The 17,763-nt window shown below is 55.9% G+C and carries 15 protein-coding genes; 2 read left to right on the forward strand and 13 right to left on the reverse strand.

What is annotated here, in order from left to right; all coding sequences use genetic code 11:
• Positions 1–56: 56 nt before the first annotated feature.
• The 4 genes from tkt to AV656_RS04420 form a co-directional block, all read right to left on the reverse strand.
• On the reverse strand, positions 57–2,054 hold the full coding sequence (gene tkt, locus AV656_RS04405; protein ID WP_063179300.1) for a transketolase: 1,998 nt from the start codon (positions 2,052–2,054) through the stop codon (positions 57–59).
• A 93-nt stretch (positions 2,055–2,147) separates the two neighbouring features.
• Positions 2,148–2,381 carry a DUF896 domain-containing protein gene (locus AV656_RS04410; protein ID WP_063179302.1) on the reverse strand — a complete coding sequence of 78 codons (234 nt, stop codon included), beginning with the start codon at positions 2,379–2,381 and terminating at the stop codon, positions 2,148–2,150.
• 56 nt (positions 2,382–2,437) lie between these two features.
• Complete coding sequence (locus tag AV656_RS04415; protein ID WP_082818609.1) at positions 2,438–3,103, reverse strand: YneB family resolvase-like protein; 666 nt, start codon at positions 3,101–3,103, stop codon at positions 2,438–2,440.
• Complete coding sequence (locus AV656_RS04420) at positions 3,100–3,408, reverse strand: hypothetical protein (protein ID WP_063179303.1); 309 nt, start codon at positions 3,406–3,408, stop codon at positions 3,100–3,102. The genes AV656_RS04415 and AV656_RS04420 overlap by 4 nt, the downstream gene beginning before the upstream one ends.
• Before the next feature lie 168 nt (positions 3,409–3,576).
• Here AV656_RS04420 and lexA point away from each other — a divergent pair, with 168 nt between their 5' ends.
• Both lexA and AV656_RS04430 read left to right on the forward strand, forming a co-directional pair.
• The gene (gene lexA, locus AV656_RS04425) at positions 3,577–4,194 is read left to right on the forward strand and encodes a transcriptional repressor LexA (protein ID WP_063179305.1); all 618 of its coding nucleotides are present in this window, start codon (positions 3,577–3,579) and stop codon (positions 4,192–4,194) included.
• A 136-nt stretch (positions 4,195–4,330) separates the two neighbouring features.
• Positions 4,331–4,975, forward strand: a complete 645-nt coding sequence (locus AV656_RS04430) for an SDR family oxidoreductase (RefSeq protein WP_063179307.1) — start codon at positions 4,331–4,333, stop codon at positions 4,973–4,975.
• Between the two features lie 50 nt (positions 4,976–5,025).
• On the opposite strand, the gene glnA is transcribed toward AV656_RS04430, so the two are convergent.
• The 9 genes from glnA to mutS form a co-directional block, all read right to left on the reverse strand.
• Positions 5,026–6,360, reverse strand: a complete 1,335-nt coding sequence (gene glnA, locus AV656_RS04435; protein ID WP_063179309.1) for a type I glutamate--ammonia ligase — start codon at positions 6,358–6,360, stop codon at positions 5,026–5,028.
• A 12-nt stretch (positions 6,361–6,372) separates the two neighbouring features.
• On the reverse strand, positions 6,373–7,644 hold the full coding sequence (locus AV656_RS04440) for an aminotransferase class I/II-fold pyridoxal phosphate-dependent enzyme (RefSeq protein ID WP_063179311.1): 1,272 nt from the start codon (positions 7,642–7,644) through the stop codon (positions 6,373–6,375).
• 154 nt (positions 7,645–7,798) lie between these two features.
• Positions 7,799–8,044 carry an RNA chaperone Hfq gene (gene hfq, locus AV656_RS04445; protein ID WP_063179313.1) on the reverse strand — a complete coding sequence of 82 codons (246 nt, stop codon included), beginning with the start codon at positions 8,042–8,044 and terminating at the stop codon, positions 7,799–7,801.
• A 109-nt stretch (positions 8,045–8,153) separates the two neighbouring features.
• Positions 8,154–9,107 (reverse strand): tRNA (adenosine(37)-N6)-dimethylallyltransferase MiaA, encoded by a 954-nt coding sequence (gene miaA, locus AV656_RS04450; protein WP_063179315.1) that lies wholly within the window; start codon positions 9,105–9,107, stop codon positions 8,154–8,156.
• Positions 9,104–10,006 carry an alpha/beta fold hydrolase gene (locus AV656_RS04455; protein WP_231877262.1) on the reverse strand — a complete coding sequence of 301 codons (903 nt, stop codon included), beginning with the start codon at positions 10,004–10,006 and terminating at the stop codon, positions 9,104–9,106. The genes miaA and AV656_RS04455 overlap by 4 nt, the downstream gene beginning before the upstream one ends.
• Before the next feature lie 13 nt (positions 10,007–10,019).
• Positions 10,020–11,660 (reverse strand): glycerol-3-phosphate dehydrogenase/oxidase, encoded by a 1,641-nt coding sequence (locus tag AV656_RS04460; protein WP_063179319.1) that lies wholly within the window; start codon positions 11,658–11,660, stop codon positions 10,020–10,022.
• Positions 11,661–11,674: 14 nt separating this feature from the next.
• Positions 11,675–13,168 carry a glycerol kinase GlpK gene (gene glpK / locus AV656_RS04465; RefSeq protein WP_063179321.1) on the reverse strand — a complete coding sequence of 498 codons (1,494 nt, stop codon included), beginning with the start codon at positions 13,166–13,168 and terminating at the stop codon, positions 11,675–11,677.
• A 19-nt stretch (positions 13,169–13,187) separates the two neighbouring features.
• Complete coding sequence (gene mutL / locus AV656_RS04470; protein ID WP_063179323.1) at positions 13,188–15,128, reverse strand: DNA mismatch repair endonuclease MutL; 1,941 nt, start codon at positions 15,126–15,128, stop codon at positions 13,188–13,190.
• A 4-nt stretch (positions 15,129–15,132) separates the two neighbouring features.
• Positions 15,133–17,718, reverse strand: a complete 2,586-nt coding sequence (mutS, locus tag AV656_RS04475) for a DNA mismatch repair protein MutS (protein ID WP_231877235.1) — start codon at positions 17,716–17,718, stop codon at positions 15,133–15,135.
• Between the last annotated feature and the right edge of the window lie 45 nt (positions 17,719–17,763).

Consider the following 17,763-nt stretch of genomic DNA (forward strand, 5'->3'; position numbering starts at 1 on the left):
ACCGCATGGTTGCTTATAAAAAAGGAAGGCCTCCCAACGGGGGCCTTCCTTTGTGATCAGAGTTGTTTAAATCGTGTTGCCACATTTTCCGGAGTGAAGCCGTATTCTTTTACGACCGTCCCGCCCGGCGCACTTGCACCGAATGTATCAATGGCCAGCACATCACCTTCGAAGCCGGTGTACCTGTGCCATCCGAGTGAAGCACCCATCTCGATTGCGAGGCGCTTTGTTACGGACTTGGGAAGGATCTCTTCCTTGTACGCGGCATCCTGTTCCTCGAAGCGGTCCCATGACGGCATGGATACGACACGGACACGAATGCCTTCCTCAAGAAGCTGCTTTTGTGCTTCGACCGCAAGACTGACCTCCGAACCGGTTGCCAGAAGAATTCCGTCCGGGCTTTCTCCATCCGCCTCGGAGACGATGTAGGCTCCCTTTTCAACGCCTTCCATCGCCCGTTCTGCGGAATGTTCGAGAATCGGAAGGTTTTGCCTGGAGAGTACGAGAACCGTCGGCTTGTTTTCGGAGGAAACTGCCAGCTTCCAGGCAGCGGCCGTCTCGTTACTGTCCGCGGGGCGGATGACCGAGAGACCCGGCATCGCGCGGAGGGAAGCCAGATGTTCGACCGGCTCATGGGTCGGACCGTCTTCACCTACAGCGATGCTGTCGTGTGTGAACACATAAGTGACCGGTACACCCATCAGTGCCGACAGCCGGACTGCGGGACGCACATAATCACTGAAGACGAAGAACGTGCCGCCGAATACCCGGAGCCCTCCATGGAGCGCCATGCCGTTAAGCGCGGCACCCATCGCGAATTCACGGACACCGAACCAGATGTTGCGGCCGCCGTAGTTGTCCGGAAGGAAGTCGCCCGAACCCTTGATCGTCGTCTTGTTCGAACCTGCAAGGTCGGCACTTCCGCCGAACAGGGATGGAACGGCTTCCGCCAGTGCATTAATCATGTCGCCGGACGCGCTGCGTGTCGCAACGGACTTTCCGGTTTCATAGGACGGAAGGCTTTCTGCAAAGCCTTCCGGAAGTTTGCCTTCAAGCACAGCCTTCAGCTGAGCCGCCTCTTCCGGATAAGCTTTCTCATAAGCTGCAAACCGGTCGTTCCATTGGTTTTCGGCCTGCTCGCCGTTTTCTTCCGCAGCCTTGCGGAAAGTTTCATACACTTCTTCCGGCACGTGGAAGTCTTCCTCGAAGGTCCAGTTGTAATACTCTTTGACGAGTTTCATCTCATCTTCGCCCAGCGGAGCACCGTGAACGTCAGATTTGCCGGATTTGTTCGGCGAACCGTAGCCGATGATCGTCTTCACTTCGATGATCGTCGGTCCTCCCGTGTTCCCTTTCGCCTCTTCGATGGCACGGGATACGGTGTCGATATCGTTACCGTCATCAACACGGAGATAGTTCCATCCGTAGGATTCGAAGCGTTTCCGGACGTCTTCCGAGAAGCTCATGTCGAGTTCGCCGTCCAGCGAGATGTCATTGCTGTCATAAAGGACAATCAGCTTATCCAGCTTCAGATGGCCGGCAAGGGAGATGGCCTCTGAGGCGACCCCTTCCATGAGGTCCCCGTCGCCGCACAGCGCATACGTGTAATGGTCGACAACCTCATGGCCGTCCTTGTTGTAGGTTGCAGCAAGATGGCGTTCTGCCATCGCCATGCCCACTGCCATGCCGATCCCTTGGCCGAGCGGTCCCGTGGTCGCTTCCACGCCATCCGTATGGCCGTATTCCGGGTGGCCCGGTGTCTTGGAACCCCATTGGCGGAAGTTCTTGATCTCGTCCATAGGCAGATCGTAGCCGCCGAGGTGGAGAAGGGAATAAAGGAGCATCGACCCGTGCCCTGCGGAGAGGACAAAGCGGTCCCTGTTGAACCACTGGGGATTCGACGGATTGTGCTTCATGTGTTTTGTCCAGAGGGTGTAAGCCATTGGAGCGGCGCCCATCGGCAGACCGGGGTGACCGGAGTTGGCTTTCTCGATCGCATCGATGGACAGAGTACGGATCGTGGTGACTGCTAGTGCATCGGCATGATTCGCCATCTTTCGACATCCTTTCACGAACAAATAGTTGAACCCTTTTAAGTTTAGACGAGCCCGTCATTCTTTACAACCGGATTCAGGTCCCTGCAGGACTCAGTTCGGGAATTTGTTTGATTTGATCCGTTTCACCTTGTCCGGAGTGATGTCCTTGCCCTCCGGGTCGATGACCGTGACATTTTCGATCGTCTTCTTCATATTGGAACGGAAAACTTCCAAGTATTCTTTGCGGAGCGAGGTTTGTTCTTTCGCTTCTTCCATTGTCAGTCCTATGGTTTTCTTCTTTTTCGCCAATTCATTGATGCGGGCGAGCTTATCGGGTGAAAGCATGAAATCTCCCCTTTCCATTTCTCCTAAAGATAAGAAAAAAAAGAGACGGGCGCAACTCATTCGCTCGTCTCCGGTGATTCTGCATATTCCCTGTAACGGCGGTGCACCGTCGCTTTGCTGACATCATGGCCGAGTCCTCTCAAAGTCGAGGCGATCTCCTCGAAAGTCAGCCCTTTCTGCCTGAGGCTGACAATTTCGGTGATCGGGACGTCGATCCGCTCCCGTCCTTCGGGATTGCCCCGTTTTTTGAGATTCCGTTCCGGCCGATAACCCTGTTCAACTGCACGGCGCATGCCCCGGCGGATTTTAGCGTTGTGCATCTTTCTCTGATATTCCTCGACAATCGCAAGAATGTCCAGAAGCATCGTGTCCATCTCGTTCAGGGCTGCGGGCCCCTTGTCCGTATATGTATAGGTGGATGCACCCGCCTTCTGCAGGAGATGGAGGACAGCCACACGGGCATTGCCCCTCCCGAGACGGGTCTCGTCCTGGACGAGGACAATGTCTGCTGCGCCTTCACGTACATGATCGATCAGGTCCAGCAATCCGTCCCGGTCCATGTCGTAGCCGCTGTGCCGGTCCGAGAAGACACCAGACACCGAAAGGCCCAATTCACGGGCTAATGCGCGCAATTCTTCCTCCTGCCGTTCAAGCGACATGACCTGGGTCTCTTTTTCCGTGCTTACCCGGCAGTAGACGGCACATGTCCGGCCCGGCTTCACTCTTCCTCACCGGCCAGCTGGATATCATCCGAGTAGCTCACTTTTGCGGGGATGAGCAGCGTCTCCCCGGCCAGGATTGTCGCGTCCTGCTTGCCGTTCAGCTTAATGACTTCCTCTATCCATATCTCCGCGGGCAATGCAGTGCCGGCTTCCTGATGGAGTGCGAACAGCGTATCGCCATGGTTCACGCGGATTTCGGCCGTCTGCACCGGCTCATTTTCCTCCTGGCCGGGCAGCATTGCCACTGAAACTACTGCTATCAGGAATAGAAATACTATGTAAGAATAATTTCGGATCATGTTCATGACCGGTCCCTCCTCAAACAAATTCGAATGTCTGTTCGTATATTACTTCAATCGTAATGCGAACAAACGTTTTTGTCAAGGCGTTTTCTCGAACCTATGTTTGCATTTCATTGAGACGGCTGATATACTTGTATCAATCAGAAACGTGAAAAGAAGAGGTGAATCCGTTTGAAGAAAATGTCGAAGAGGCAGGAAGCGATCCTGACCTTCATCAAGGAAGAGGTCAGGTCGAAAGGCTACCCGCCATCCGTCCGTGAGATCGGTGAGGCAGTGGGGCTCGCTTCCAGCTCGACGGTCCACGGCCACCTGGCACGGCTGGAGAACAAAGGCCTCATCCGCCGCGACCCTACCAAGCCCCGCGCCATCGAGATCCTGGAAGCCGGCGACACCATCCCTAAAGCAAGTGTCGTCCAGGTGCCGGTTGTGGGCAAGGTTACGGCCGGACAGCCGATCACTGCCGTCGAGAATATCGAAGAGTATTTCCCTCTTCCGGATCAGTACGGCAGTTCGGATGATCAGCTCTTCATGCTGGAAATCATGGGTGAATCCATGATTGAAGCCGGTATCCTGAACGGTGACTATGTCGTCGTCCGACAGCAGAGCACCGCCAACAACGGTGAAATCGTTGTCGCGATGACCGAGGAGGACGAGGCGACCGTCAAGCGCTTCTTCAGAGAGGACGGGCACTTCCGCCTCCAGCCCGAAAACGCTTCGATGGACCCAATTATTGTCGACCAGGTGTCCATCCTTGGAAAAGTCGTCGGTGTCTACCGCCACATCCAGTGATTAACGGCCCAATAGACAGCCGGCAGCGAATATTTGCTGCCGGCTGTTTTTCGAACCGGAAATAGGCATTTCTTTTTAAACCCGCGGATTGTTCAGATATAGTGGGGTTATGAGCGGGAAAGGAGAGATGGCTACTATGGACGTACTTGTAATCGGAGCAAACGGCAAGATCGGCAAGCAGCTGGTGAAACTTCTGAGCGAAAGCGGGAAGCATGCACCGACCGCCATGATCCGTGATGACAAGCAGAAGCCTGACTTCGAAGAAATGGGAGCCAAAACAGCAGTAGTCGACCTGGAAGACCGGACTGAAGCACTGGCTTCGGCAATGGACGGAATGGATGCAGTCGTGTTCACGGCAGGCAGCGGGGGCCATACAGGTCCGGACAAAACTCTTCTCATCGACCTCGATGGTGCCGCGAAGGCGGTCGAGGCCGCACGGCAAACGGGCGTCCGGCGATTCCTGATGGTTAGCGCGATCGGAGCGGATGACCGGGAACGCTGGTCGGATCAGATTAGACCTTATTATGCAGCAAAGCACCATGCCGACAACATTCTGCGTGGAAGCGGGCTGAATTATACAATTGTCCGGCCTGGCCTGCTTCTGGATGAACCGGGAACAGGGCACATCTCAGCCGCCGAACACCTGGAGCCGGGCGGCGTGCCGCGGGAAGATGTGGCACGTGTGCTGTTCGAGGCACTGGAGACTGAAACTACCCGCAACCGATCCTTTGATGTCGTATCCGGAGATACCGCTGTCAGTGAAGCACTTCAACAGCTGTAAATTTAAAAAAGGGAGCGCAGCATCGTTTGCTGCGCTCCCTTTGCTATTCATCAGTACATTTTCATGTACTGCTCCCTTTCCCATGGGTGGACAGTCGTACGGAACATATTCCATTCCGCTTCCTTCGTGTCCACGAAGTTCTTATAGATGTGTCCTCCGAGTGCATGCTGGATCACCTTGTCTCCGGCCAGGGCATCGAGCGCTTCCTTCAGGCTTGCCGGCAGATCCTCGATGCCCATGCTCCGGCGTTCACGGAGATTCATCTCATAAATGTTCTGATCGACGGATTCCGGCGGTTCCATGCCGTTGCGGATGCCTTCAAGGCCCGCACCGAGCAGGACGGCCATCGCCATGTACGGGTTGGCAGCCGGATCGACAGAACGCACCTCGATGCGCGTGCTCAGTCCCCGGGATGTCGGGATACGGATCAGCGGGCTGCGGTTCGTCCCGGACCAGGCAACATAGACCGGTGCCTCATAGCCCGGCACCAGGCGCTTATACGAGTTGACTGTCGGGTTGGCGATGGCTGTGAAGCCGTGTGCGTGCTGAAGCAGGCCGGCCATAAAGTGGTAGGCGATACGGCTAAGGCCCTCTTCCCCGTCCGGATCCTCGAATACGTTTTCGCTTCCCTTGAAGAGCGACATATTGACGTGCATGCCCGATCCGGCCACTCCGAACAACGGCTTCGGCATAAAGGTGGCGTGGAGGCCATGTTTACGGGCGATCGTCTTGACGACAAGCTTGAATGTCTGGATATTGTCACACGCCCGGATGGCATCGGCATATTTGAAATCAATCTCATGCTGGCCCGGCGCGTTCTCATGGTGGGAAGCCTCAATCTCGAAGCCGAGTGCTTCAAGTTCAAGTACGATATCCCTTCGGCAGTTTTCACCGAGGTCGGTCGGAGCGAGGTCAAAATAGCCGCCGTAGTCGTTCAGCTCGAGACTCGGCTCACCGTCCATATCTAGCTTGAAAAGGAAGAATTCCGGCTCCGGCCCGATATTGAACTTCGTAAATCCGAGCTCTTCCATTTCTTTGAGAACACGCTTCAGATTGCTCCGGGGATCGCCCTCGAAAGGTGTCCCGTCCGCACGGTGGACGTCGCAGATCAGGCGGGCAACCTTGCCGGAGCCCGTATCCCACTGGAACACCGTCCAGGTGTCTAGGTCCGGCACCAGGAACATATCTGACTCCTCGATCCGGACAAAGCCTTCAATCGATGAACCGTCAAACATCATTTTGTTGTCCAGCGCCTTGTCTATCTGGGATACCGGGATTTCAACGTTCTTCACAGTCCCGAGAATATCCGTAAACTGCAGGCGGATAAAATTCACATTCTGCTTTTGTATGTCGTTCTTAATGTCTTCCTTCGTAATTTTGGCCACGTTACCATCCTTTCAGTTTTTAAGAAGGCCTTCCTCCATCAGCGCGCCAAGGGCGCCAAGAATCGCGATCTGTACATGTTCGTATGTAAGACCGCCCTGGATATAAGCGGTATAGGGCGGACGGATCGGTCCGTCTGCCGTGAGTTCAATGCTTGAACCCTGCACGAATGTGCCTGCCGCCATGATGACATCATCCTCATATCCCGGCATATAGGACGGCTCAGGTGCAAAGTGTGCATTGACCGGCGAATTCGCCTGGATTTCCCTGCAGAACCGGATCATCTGTGCTGCATCATTGAACGAAACCGACTGGATCAGATCCGTGCGTTCTGCGGAATAGTGCGGTGATGTCCTCATACCGGCCGCCTCGAGCATCGCCGAGGTGAAAATGGCTCCCTTGACGGCCTGGGCCGTCACATGGGGCGCCAGGAAGAAACCTTGATACATATCGGGCAGCGTTCCAAGAGAAGCACCCGCCTCTGCTCCTATACCCGGAGATGTCATCCGGTAAGCACATTTTTCGATTAGTTCTGCTCGTCCGGCCAGATATCCGCCGGTTTTGGCCAGCCCCCCTCCAGGGTTTTTGATTAGGGACCCGGCCATCAGGTCGACTCCCACCTCGGTCGGTTCGATGGTCTCGACGAATTCACCATAGCAGTTATCCGTGAAGATCACGACATGAGGCGCGAATTCCCTGACCCTTTGAACCATTTCGGCAATCTGTCCGACGGTAAAGCTCGGTCGGAGCGAGTACCCCTTCGAGCGCTGAATTGCAATCATCTTCGTTTTTTCTGTCACCGCTCTGCGCACAGCTTCGAAATCGACCGTGCCGTCTTCTTTTAAATCGATATGGCGGTAGGAGATCCCGAAATCACTCAGTGCTCCTGTATCTTTGCCCTCAAGACCCGAAACGATTGAGGCGAGTGTATCGTACGGTTCACCAGTGATGTAAAGCAGTTCGTCACCAGGGCGAAGCACGCCGAAAAGCGCGATGGAAATGGCATGGGTGCCGGAAATGATTTGATTGCGGACCAATGCTGATTCCGAGCCGAATGCCGTAGCATACACCCGCTCAAGGACATCCCTGCCTTCATCGTCGTATCCATATCCTGTCGACGGATTCATATGATGGTCGGACACCCGGTTTTCCCTGAAGGCGGTGAGCACTTTTGCCTGATTGGCGAGCGCCACCTCATCCATGTGTTTCAGAAAAGGGGCAACCTTCTCTTCCGCCTCTTTTTTCCAATTCCCGATCTCTTCTGTGAAATTCATGATGTCAGCCATCAAACTCTTTCCTCTCTGTTGCATAGTCACCATACCAGTATACAGGATTGAATGCATCCCGCACCCGCTACGAGGGAACCCGGAAGTGACCGGTTAATGACGGACGGGCTGCCCGGAAGCATGGCACATCTGCTTCCCGGCAGCCCGTCTGTTTTCATACCGTTTCTTCTGCCTTTTCTTCCTTTGGGGCGAGGCTGACCGGCCTTGCAGGGACAAACGTGGAAATCGCATGCTTGTAAATCAGCTGCTGCTTTCCTTCGGTTTCGAGCAGCACAGTGAAGTTATCGTACGACTTCACCTGTCCCTTAAGCTGAAAACCATTGGTCAGGAACACGGTTACGTAAACCCCATTTTTACGGATCTGGTTCAGGAATGTATCCTGAATGTTTGCCGACTTCATTGCACCTATTCCTCCGCTCTCTCTTTATATTGCCCAACGCTTGCGCTTTTGGGCACAGTCGCCGTTCGTCACGGCGCCGCTGACCGCGGTAGTTGGCATGGGCCCTGTTTTATGTATTCCGTCCCGATGGCCCAAAATCCTTCATCAATTCAAGTATTTTTTGTGTATTCTGACGGGTTCCTTCCAGAGCATCCAGCCAGTGCACGTCCAGCTTGTTACGGAAATAGGTGAATTGCCGCTTGGCATAGCGCCTCGTGTTCCGTTTTGTCAGCTCCAGCGCCTGCTCCAAATCCGTCTCGCCTTTCAGATAGTCCCCAATCTCCCGATAGCCGATCGCCTTCATGGACTGGCTCTCCCCGAAACCGGCTTCCGCCAGGCGGCGGACTTCCCCGATCCATCCGGCTTCCACCATCAGGTCCACCCTGCGGTTGATCCGTTCGTACAGAATATTCCGGTCCAGCGCAAGGCCGATCAGCAAATGGTCGTAGAGAGGTGCGTCAGCTTCCGTCCCCTCGGCTTCCTTTTTCGTCTTGCCGGTCAGGGATGCGATTTCAAGTGCACGCATCACCCTTCTTGTATTGTTCGGGTGGATCTCCCGGGCAGACACAGGATCCCGTTCCATAAGAAGCTGATGGAGACGCTCCGGCCCCTCTTTGCTGAGAACCAGCTCGAGATTTCGCCTGAGCCCGGGATCGTGCTTTTGTTCAGTGAAGCGGAAATCGTATAGAACCGACTGCACATAGAGGCCTGTGCCTCCGGTGATGATCGGCAGGCGCCCCCTGGAACGGATCTCCGAGATTTTCTCCCTGACAAGCCGCTGATAGTCGGCCACTGAAAATTCATCACCGGGGCCAAGGATATCAAACAAATGGTGCGGAATGCCCTTCATTTCCTCCGGCGTGATTTTTGCGGTTCCTATATCCAGCCCCCGGTATACCTGGAACGCATCACCATTGATGACTTCCCCGCCTGTTGCTTCGGCAAGACTGACACTCAGGTCAGTCTTGCCTGATGCTGTCGGACCTACGATCGCTGCCACTTCAGGAAATTTTTCGCCGGTCATGCTTCAAGCCACCCCGTGATGTACTCGGTGATCCGGTTTTTTTTCGGGGAATGGAGAATTTCGTGCCGGCCTTCCTCCACCAGATAGACGGTGACATTGCGGACACCGTTTTCAGCATACTGCCGGGCGACGTTCCAGATGCCGGCGCCGTTTTTGCCAACCGGATCCGAACCTCCCGAAATCAGGAGAATCGGCAGATCGTCAGGCGTCCTGCGTATTTCACGGTCGTTGTGGATCAGATCGAGACCTTCAAAGAGATCGGAGAAAAATCCGGTTGTCGAGACGAATCCCGATTCCTCATCATCCAAGTACGCCCTGACCGCTTCCTGATCTTCATTCAGCCAGTCAAACGGCGTCTCCGCATCCGGGAAATGAAGATTGTAACGGCCGAAAGTCAGGGAGTTCAGCAACTGATTCGGCTCCTTTTTCAAACCTGCTGCAATATATCCTTCAGCAATCATCCGTCCCGCCCTGATGGCAGGACCCGGGTGGTCCCCGGATCCCATGAAGATTGCCCGGTCCAGCAGATGTCCATAGCGCTGGGTGTAGCGTCTCGCCACAAATGAGCCCATGCTGTGCCCAAATATCGTGAATGCAGAGGAGGGATGGCTGTCACGAAGGAGCGAAGTCACTTCGTGGACGTCCTGAACCACCCTTTCGAACCCGTCCTCTTCCGCAAAATAGCCCCTGATTCCGTTTAGCCTGACTGTACTCCCATGGCCTCTGTGATCATGTCCGCTTACGATATAACCGGCTTTCCTGAGTGCACCGGCAAACTGTGCGTAGCGTCCGATGTGCTCCGCCATCCCGTGGAGCAAGTGAATATGACCTTTCGGCGTCCCCTCCGGCTCTGCCAGAAAGGCACTAACCATGTGGCCGTCGGTCATGTGGATGGTCATTCTGTCCAATCGGTCATCCTCCTTGCAGACCTGCCGTCTGACTGATGGCTTGGTCGAGATCTTGAAGCATCCGCGCCTTCTCCCCCTGATTCAGGAAAAGCAGCTCTGCCATGTATTCAGTCACTTTCTTTCCTTCTGCCCTCACCCTGTCTGCATCGAAAAACATCCAGCCGGTTCTCCGGACCAGAAAATCGGCCGGGGTGGCTGCCATTTCTCCGTGGATGGCATAAAGAATCCTGCCTCTGACAGCGGCACTAAGTCCGGCGCCACCCCCCGCAGCGTGAGCAAAACGGAACACGACATCGGCATTCGTTCCATAAAAAGCAGCAATTTCGCGTCCTTCTTCCCGGGTCAGGCCGTAAAGTTCGGCTTCATTTGCCTTACCTTCGATATACAGCTCCAGTTCAGCGGGATCACCGAAGTCTCCGCCCGACAGACGGAGCGCTTTAGTGATGCAGGGACCAAAAGTGCGGTCCTTTGAACGGCGGACGATCCGGTCGACGGCTTCTTGGGCCATTTTCCTGTATCCCGTGAGCTTTCCGCCGGCCATCGTGAGAAGACCCGATTCCGACTCCCAGATTTCATCTCTCCGTGAAATCTCCGAAGGGTCTTTTCCTTCTTCATGGATCAGCGGCCGGACGCCTGCCCATGTGGACTCGACATCCCGCCTGGTCAGGCCGATCTCCGGGAACATGCCATTGGCCGCCTCCAGGAGGTAATCCACATCGTCTTCCGTTGCCGCAACACCTTCGGGGTCCCCATCGTAGAATGTATCGGTCGTCCCGACATAAGCCTTCCCGTCCCTTGGTATTGCGAAGATCATCCGGCCGTCAGGACTGTCAAAATAGACAGCCTGCCTTAGAGGGAAACGAGACTGGCTGATCACAATATGGACTCCTTTAGAGAGCTTGAGATGCTTATCGTTATCGATGGCATCCAGGCCCCTGACCTCATCCACCCATGGCCCGGCTGCATTGATGACGTGGTCCGCATCTGCACGGAATCGGCTGCCGTCCAGCCGGTCCCGGATTTGGGCACCGGCGACTCTGCCTTCCGCATCATAGATCAATTCCTCCGCCCTGCAGTGATTCAGGCAAAGCGCGCCTTTTTCCGCCGCCTTTTTGAGAACCTCGAGGGTCAGTCGGGCATCATCTGTGCGGTATTCCACATAATGGCCGCCTCCGAGAAGGCCGTCCTGCTTCAGCAGCGGTTCCAGCCGGAGGGTTTCCTCCGGTGACAGCATCGCCCGGCGCTCGGCTTTACCGACGCCGGCCAGCCTGTCATACACCGCGAGCCCGGCGGAGGTCATGAACGGTCCAAACGTGCCGCCCTTGTGGAACGGCAGCAGCATCCGCTCCGGCTCTGTTACGTGGGGTGCGTTCTCGTAAACGACTTTCCGTTCGCGCCCGGTTTCCGAGACAATCTTCAGCTCCATCTGCTTCAGATACCGGAGCCCGCCGTGGATGAGTTTTGTCGACCGGCTGGAAGTGCCTTCCGCGAAATCCTGCATGTCAACAAGCAGGACGGACATTCCCCTGGTGACGGCATCAAGTGCGATGCCCGCCCCGGTGATCCCCCCTCCGATGACGAGAAGATCGAAACGGAACGTTGAGGCATGCTGCTTCATCTTCGGCCTGAGCAATGTCGAAAACATGGTCGCCACTCCCTTCACATTCTAAACGAACGCGTTGCTTCCACCGCTTTTTGCCACCCGGCGTACAGGCGGTCCCGACCTGCAGGGTCCATCTTCGGAGAGTACATTTTCCTGGATCTCCACATCGAGGCGATCTCGTCACAGTCCTTGTAAAATCCGGTCGACAGCCCCGCCAGATAGGCGGCGCCCAGTGCGGTCGTCTCACTCAGCTCCGACAGTTCCACATCCGACTGGAGAATATCGCTCTGGAACTGCATGAGGAACCCGTTTTCCACTGCACCGCCGTCAGCCCGCAGATGCTTGACCGGAATACCGGCATCTTTCTCCATGGCGTCCAGCACGTCCTTTGTCTGATATGCAAGAGACTCGAGTGTGGCACGGATAAAATGCTCTTTTTCCGTCCCTCTGGTCAGGCCGAAGATGGCGCCGCGCGCATCCGAATCCCAATAAGGCGTTCCGAGTCCGACAAACGCAGGGACGACATAGACGCCGTCCGCAGAATCGACACGGGCGGCATACTGTTCGCTGTCCCGGGCTTTCCGGAGCATGCGAAGGCCGTCACGCAGCCACTGGATGGCGGAACCCGCGACGAACACACTGCCTTCAAGTGCATAGACCGGCCCCTCGCCGATGTCCCAGGCAACGGTTGTCAAAAGGCCGTGCCGGGATTCGGTCGGCTGTTTGCCGGTATTGATGAGCATAAAACACCCGGTGCCGTAAGTATTTTTCGCCATCCCTTTTTCAAAGCACGCCTGCCCGAACAGGGCGGCCTGCTGGTCCCCCGCCGCCCCGCCGAGCGGTACCTTACCTCCAAAAAAGACCGCAGGGTCCGTGTGGGCATATACTTCGGACGAGGGCCTCACTTCAGGCAGCATCTTCATCGGAATGCCGAGGATGCCGCACAGTTCCTCATCCCACTCCATGTCATGGATATTGAACAGAAGGGTTCTGGAGGCATTCGTCACATCGGTCACATGGACGGCACCGCCGGAAAGTTTGTAGATCAGAAAGCTGTCGATTGTGCCGAACAGCAGGTCCCCTGACTCCGCCTTGTCCCTGGCTCCCTCAACTTTGTCCAGGATCCACTTCACCTTTGTGCCGGAAAAGTAAGGGTCGAGCACCAATCCTGTCTTTTTCCTAAACAGATCCTCGTGCCCGGATGCCTTCAGTTCATTGATGATCGGCTGGGTCTGGCGTGACTGCCAGACGATCGCATGGTGGACCGGACGCCCTGTTTTCCGGTCCCAGACGACGGTTGTTTCACGCTGGTTTGTGATGCCGATCGCACCGATCTGTTCATGGCCGATTCCGCTTTCGGTCATCACTGCGGCGATGCAGGAAAGGACCGATCCCCAGATTTCATTGGCGTCATGCTCCACCCATCCGGGTTGCGGAAAATACTGCCTGAACTCCTGTTGCGCGGAATGGACCACACGTCCTTCCCGGTCAAACAAAATGGCACGTGAACTGGTTGTCCCCTGGTCGATCGACAGGATATAGGTTTCCAACTGGCTCTCCCCTTTCGTGTTACATCACACGCTTGAACATCTTCTCGATTTCATATGTGGAAAAGTGGATGATGACCGGCCGGCCGTGCGGGCAGGTGTACGGGCTCTCGGCCTGCCCAAGATCATGAAGCAGCCGCTCCATGTCTGCCCGCGTCAGGTAATGGTTCGCCTTGATTGACCGCTTGCAGCTCATGAGAATGGCCGTCTCCTCAAGCAGCTTGCCGATATCTGTCCTTCTTTCGGTCAGCGCCTGCTCGACGATCGCATCGATGATTTCTTCTTCCGAACCTGCCGGGAACCATGCGGGATGCTCGCGCACGATAAAGGTCCGGCTGCCGAATTCCTCCATTTCCACGCCGACGGATGCCAGAGTTCCGCGCAGTTCCCGGATCCTTTCCATATCGTCGGCAGGATAGTGGAAAGTCAATGGAATCATGAGTGCCTGCCGTTCGTTGCCGTCCGCACGCTTAACCTTCTCACGGAAATATTCGTACTTGATCCGTTCCTGGGCAGCATGCTGGTCAACCAGATAAAAACCATCGGTGCTCTGGGCGACGATGTAGGTCCCGTGGATCTGTCCGACAACTTCCAGTTCCCCGAACGGCACTTTTCTGGTGTGCCCTTCCTCCAACTGTTGCTCCTGCACTTCAGGACCGTCAACGAGTTCCGGAGTGTCCGTTTCTTCCTTCCCGACAGGAGGATCTGAAATGATCTGGGCAGTCGGCTGACGGCGGGTTTCTGAATGCTGAACTTGGCCCTCCGTTGCGGGAAATGGCAAGCTGTTCCCGTTGGCCGCTCCCGAATCCGATGTTTCATGATTCTCCACGCGGACTTCCGGACTGTGAGAAGCCGGCTGATAGACGGTTTTCCCGTTTTCCGGCATGACACGGTTTTCCCTTTCCCGCTGATGCCATAGTGAGGTCTGCTCCGTTTTTGGCCGTGCTTCCTTCGGGGGTTTTGCGGCCGGCGCACCGATCGCACCGGACACCGCCCTGCGGACCGCGTCCCGGATCAGCGCGCAGAGCTCCGGTTCCTTGCTCAGACGGATCTGCTGCTTTGCAGGATGCACGTTCACATCCGTCAGATAAGGATCACCCTTGATGTCGATGACGGCTATCGGAAAGCGCCCGATCGGCAGATAGGTGTGATAGGCGTCAATCACGGCCCTGGTAATGGCGTAACTTTTGACCCAGCGGCCGTTCACAAGGACCGTCATGTAGTTTTTCGATGCACGGGTGACCTCCGGCAGTGCACAATAGCCGGACACCTCATAATCTGCCGACTCTCCTTCGAATGCGAGCATCTTCCGGCCGGTCCCCGGTCCGTAGATGTCTGATATGACCTTGAGGAGATTTCCGCTTCCGGATGTACGGAGATGCTCCTGGCCATTGTGGACCAGCCGGAATGCGATATCCGGATGGCTGAGTGCGGCCCTGTTCATGTAATCAATGGAATGGCCAAGCTCGGTCTGGATCGTCTTCATGTACTTTAGCCGGGCCGGTGTGTTGAAGAACAATTGTGAAACCGTGATGTCGGTTCCCCTCCGGTAGGCGGCCGGCTCCTGTTCGACAAGGCGTGTGCCCTCGATGCGGATTCTGCACCCGCCGGATTCACCGTCAGACGTCTGCATATCCACCTTAGAAACGGCGGCGATACTGGCCAGCGCCTCCCCCCGGAAGCCGAGCGTCCGTATCCTGAACAGATCATGCTCGTTGCCGATCTTGCTAGTGGCATGCCTTGAAAAACAAAGAAGGGCATCTTCAGTATCCATGCCTTTGCCGTTGTCTGTCACCCGAATCGAAGACAGCCCCGCTTCCTCCAGCCTTACCTCGATGGAAGTCCCTCCGGCATCTATGGCATTCTCCACCAGCTCCTTGACGACGGACGCAGGACGCTCCACCACCTCGCCTGCTGCGATTTTATTGGACAGCGGTTCATCCATCAGAACGATTTGTCCCATCCGATCACCTTCCGTTCCGTTTCAGTCGTTCCTGGAAGCCGTGCAGCCACTGGAAAGCATCCATCGGTGTCATCCGGAGAAGATCCAGCTGTTCGATTTCTCCGGCCAGGCCGGCTTGCGCGTCCTCCTGCTTGACGGAGGTCGTCTCTTCCCCGGCTTCATCAAACAGAGACAGCTGGCCCTCCGCTTCCGTGCGGGACTCTGCGGCAGGCCTGTCAGCCTCGAATTCACCCAGCAGTTCGTCTGCCCGGCGGATGACGCTTTCCGGAAGTCCGGCAAGCTCAGCCACCTGGATGCCGTAGCTCTTATCCGCCGCCCCGTCCTTCACTTTGTGAAGGAAAATGACGCGGCCGTTCTGTTCGGCTGCGGCCACATGGACGTTTTTCAGCCTGCCCAGCGTATCGGATAGCCCGGTCAGTTCATGATAGTGCGTGGAGAACAGCGTATTGGCCCCAATATGATCATGGATGTGCTCCATCATCGCCTGTGCAAGCGCCATTCCATCATAAGTAGACGTTCCTCTCCCGATTTCATCAAAGAGCAGGAGGCTGTCCGGGGTCGCGTTTGCGAGCGCCAGCCGGGATTCCATCATCTCGACCATGAATGTGCTTTGTCCGCCGGCCAGATCGTCTGCCGCGCCGATGCGCGTGAAAATCTGATCGGTCACCGGAAGTTCAGCCCGATCGGCAGGTACAAAGCAGCCGATCTGCGCCATGATGACGGTCAATGCGACTTGCCGCATGTATGTACTCTTCCCTGACATGTTCGGGCCCGTAATAAGCAACATGTTCGAGCCTTCATCCAGGATGCAATCGTTCGGGACATAAGTGCCATCATCCAGCATTTTCTCGACTACCGGGTGCCGGCCTCCAATAATTTTCATCTCGCGTCCTTCGCTGAAGTCGGGCTTCACGAACCGGTATCTCTCCGATACTTCAGCAAACGCGGTCAGGACATCGAGCGTGCTGAGCCGGTCGGCCAGGGCCTGGATGCCAGGGATATGGCGTTTGACCTCATCCCGTACCGCCTGGAACAGTTCCGCCTCGAGAACGAGGGCTTCCTCATCTGCATTCAGGATGATCGCTTCCTTCTCCTTCAGTTCCGGTGTAATGTAGCGCTCAGCATTGGCCAGGGTCTGCTTCCGTTCGTAGCGATCCTGATCCACGAGGTGGACGTTGGACTTGGTTACCTCGATATAGTAACCGAATACCCTGTTGTAACCGATTTTAAGCGATTTGATGCCGGTCCTGCTCCGTTCTTCCGCTTCCAGGGCAGCGATCCAATCTTTGCCGTTCTTGGAGGCATCCCGCAATTCGTCCAGGCGGGCATGATACCCTTCCCGGATCACACCGCCCTCTTTATTGCTGATCGGCGGGTCATCGGTGATCGAACGCTCAAGGATTGCAAGGACTTCCGTGGACGGATCAATTGTGCCGGCCATCCGCTTTAGCTTTTCTCCCCCGGAAGCCTCGAGTGATCCGCGGATCGGGCCTGCCTGTGATAGTGAACGTCTAAGCTGTGCCAGTTCGCGGCCGGTTGCATTGCCGAGCGCGATCTTACCTGCAAGACGTTCGATGTCATAGACGCCTTTCAGAAGTTCCCGGACCTCGCCACGGACAAAAAAGTCTGCAATCAGTTCTTCCACTACATCGGTACGCTCCAGGATGGCGTCTTTTCCGGCGAGCGGCTCATGGATCCACTGTTTGAGTTTCCTGCCGCCCATGGCCGTGACCGTTTCATCCAGCAGCCAGAACAGCGAGCCTTTCTCGCCGCCGCCGCGGATCGACTGGACCAACTCCAGGTTTCTTCTTGAGTTTGGATCGATCGAAAGGACGGATTTCTGCTCCCTGTAGACAATCGGCTGGAGGTGGGATAGGGAGCGCTTCTGCGTGCGCTCCAGATAACGGAGCAGGCGGGCGGCGGAAGGACGGATCTGAGCGGGGCAGGCACCGGTCAGTGCCCCCTCCCAGTCCCGGTCGGCTTCCCCGTTCTCGATGGACAGAAGGATTGAACGGGCCTGTGCCTGCTCGTGAAGATCCAGATACAGCTCGTCCGGTACGACGATTTCCCGGATCTGGAGTGCTTCCGCTTCTGATATGAGCGATTTCGGATCCCGCCCCGCGAAGGTCGCCGTTCCCTCGCCGGTGGACAGGTCGATGCGCACAAGCGCATATTCCCCTTCCCCTGTCCTGCCTGCAGAACCGATATAGACGTTTGACTTTTCTCCGATTGTCCGGCCCTCCGTCAATGTCCCCGGTGTGATCAGCTGGATGACTTCACGCCTGACGATGCCCTTTGCAAGTGCCGGGTCCTCCGTCTGCTCGCAGATCGCCACCTTGTATCCCTTCCGGACGAGCGTCTCGATATATCCGGCGGATGAATGGTACGGCACACCGCACATCGGAATCTTTCCGGTCTGGCCGCCATCCCTGGATGTCAGGGTGATTTCAAGAATCTGCGATGCATTCAGCGCATCCTCGAAAAACATTTCATAAAAATCACCAAGCCTGAAAAACAGGAAGGCGTCCTTATAATCCTCTTTAATCTCAAGGTACTGTCTCATCATTGGTGTCAAAGTTTTCACTGCCATCGTTGTACAACTCCCGTAAACCTCAGTATTCTTCAATTATATCAG

The sequence above is a fragment of the Bhargavaea cecembensis genome (assembly GCF_001619585.1).
Lineage (GTDB): Bacteria > Bacillota > Bacilli > Bacillales_A > Planococcaceae > Bhargavaea > Bhargavaea cecembensis_A.

Bases quoted from the DNA above. Each gene is read 5' to 3' on its own strand.
- mutL (WP_063179323.1), bottom strand. From the start codon at position 15,128: ATGGGACAAATCGTTCTGATGGATGAACCGCTGTCCAATAAAATCGCA.
- miaA (WP_063179315.1), bottom strand. From the start codon at position 9,107: ATGACCGGCGAAAAATTTCCTGAAGTGGCAGCGATCGTAGGTCCGACA.
- AV656_RS04460 (WP_063179319.1), bottom strand. From the start codon at position 11,660: ATGTTTTCGACATTGCTCAGGCCGAAGATGAAGCAGCATGCCTCAACG.
- hfq (WP_063179313.1), bottom strand. From the start codon at position 8,044: ATGAAGTCGGCAAACATTCAGGATACATTCCTGAACCAGATCCGTAAA.
- tkt (WP_063179300.1), bottom strand. From the start codon at position 2,054: ATGGCGAATCATGCCGATGCACTAGCAGTCACCACGATCCGTACTCTG.
- AV656_RS04430 (WP_063179307.1), top strand. From the start codon at position 4,331: ATGGACGTACTTGTAATCGGAGCAAACGGCAAGATCGGCAAGCAGCTG.
- AV656_RS04420 (WP_063179303.1), bottom strand. From the start codon at position 3,408: ATGAACATGATCCGAAATTATTCTTACATAGTATTTCTATTCCTGATA.
- mutS (WP_231877235.1), bottom strand. From the start codon at position 17,718: ATGGCAGTGAAAACTTTGACACCAATGATGAGACAGTACCTTGAGATT.
- AV656_RS04455 (WP_231877262.1), bottom strand. From the start codon at position 10,006: ATGACCATCCACATGACCGACGGCCACATGGTTAGTGCCTTTCTGGCA.
- AV656_RS04440 (WP_063179311.1), bottom strand. From the start codon at position 7,644: ATGGCTGACATCATGAATTTCACAGAAGAGATCGGGAATTGGAAAAAA.
- AV656_RS04410 (WP_063179302.1), bottom strand. From the start codon at position 2,381: ATGCTTTCACCCGATAAGCTCGCCCGCATCAATGAATTGGCGAAAAAG.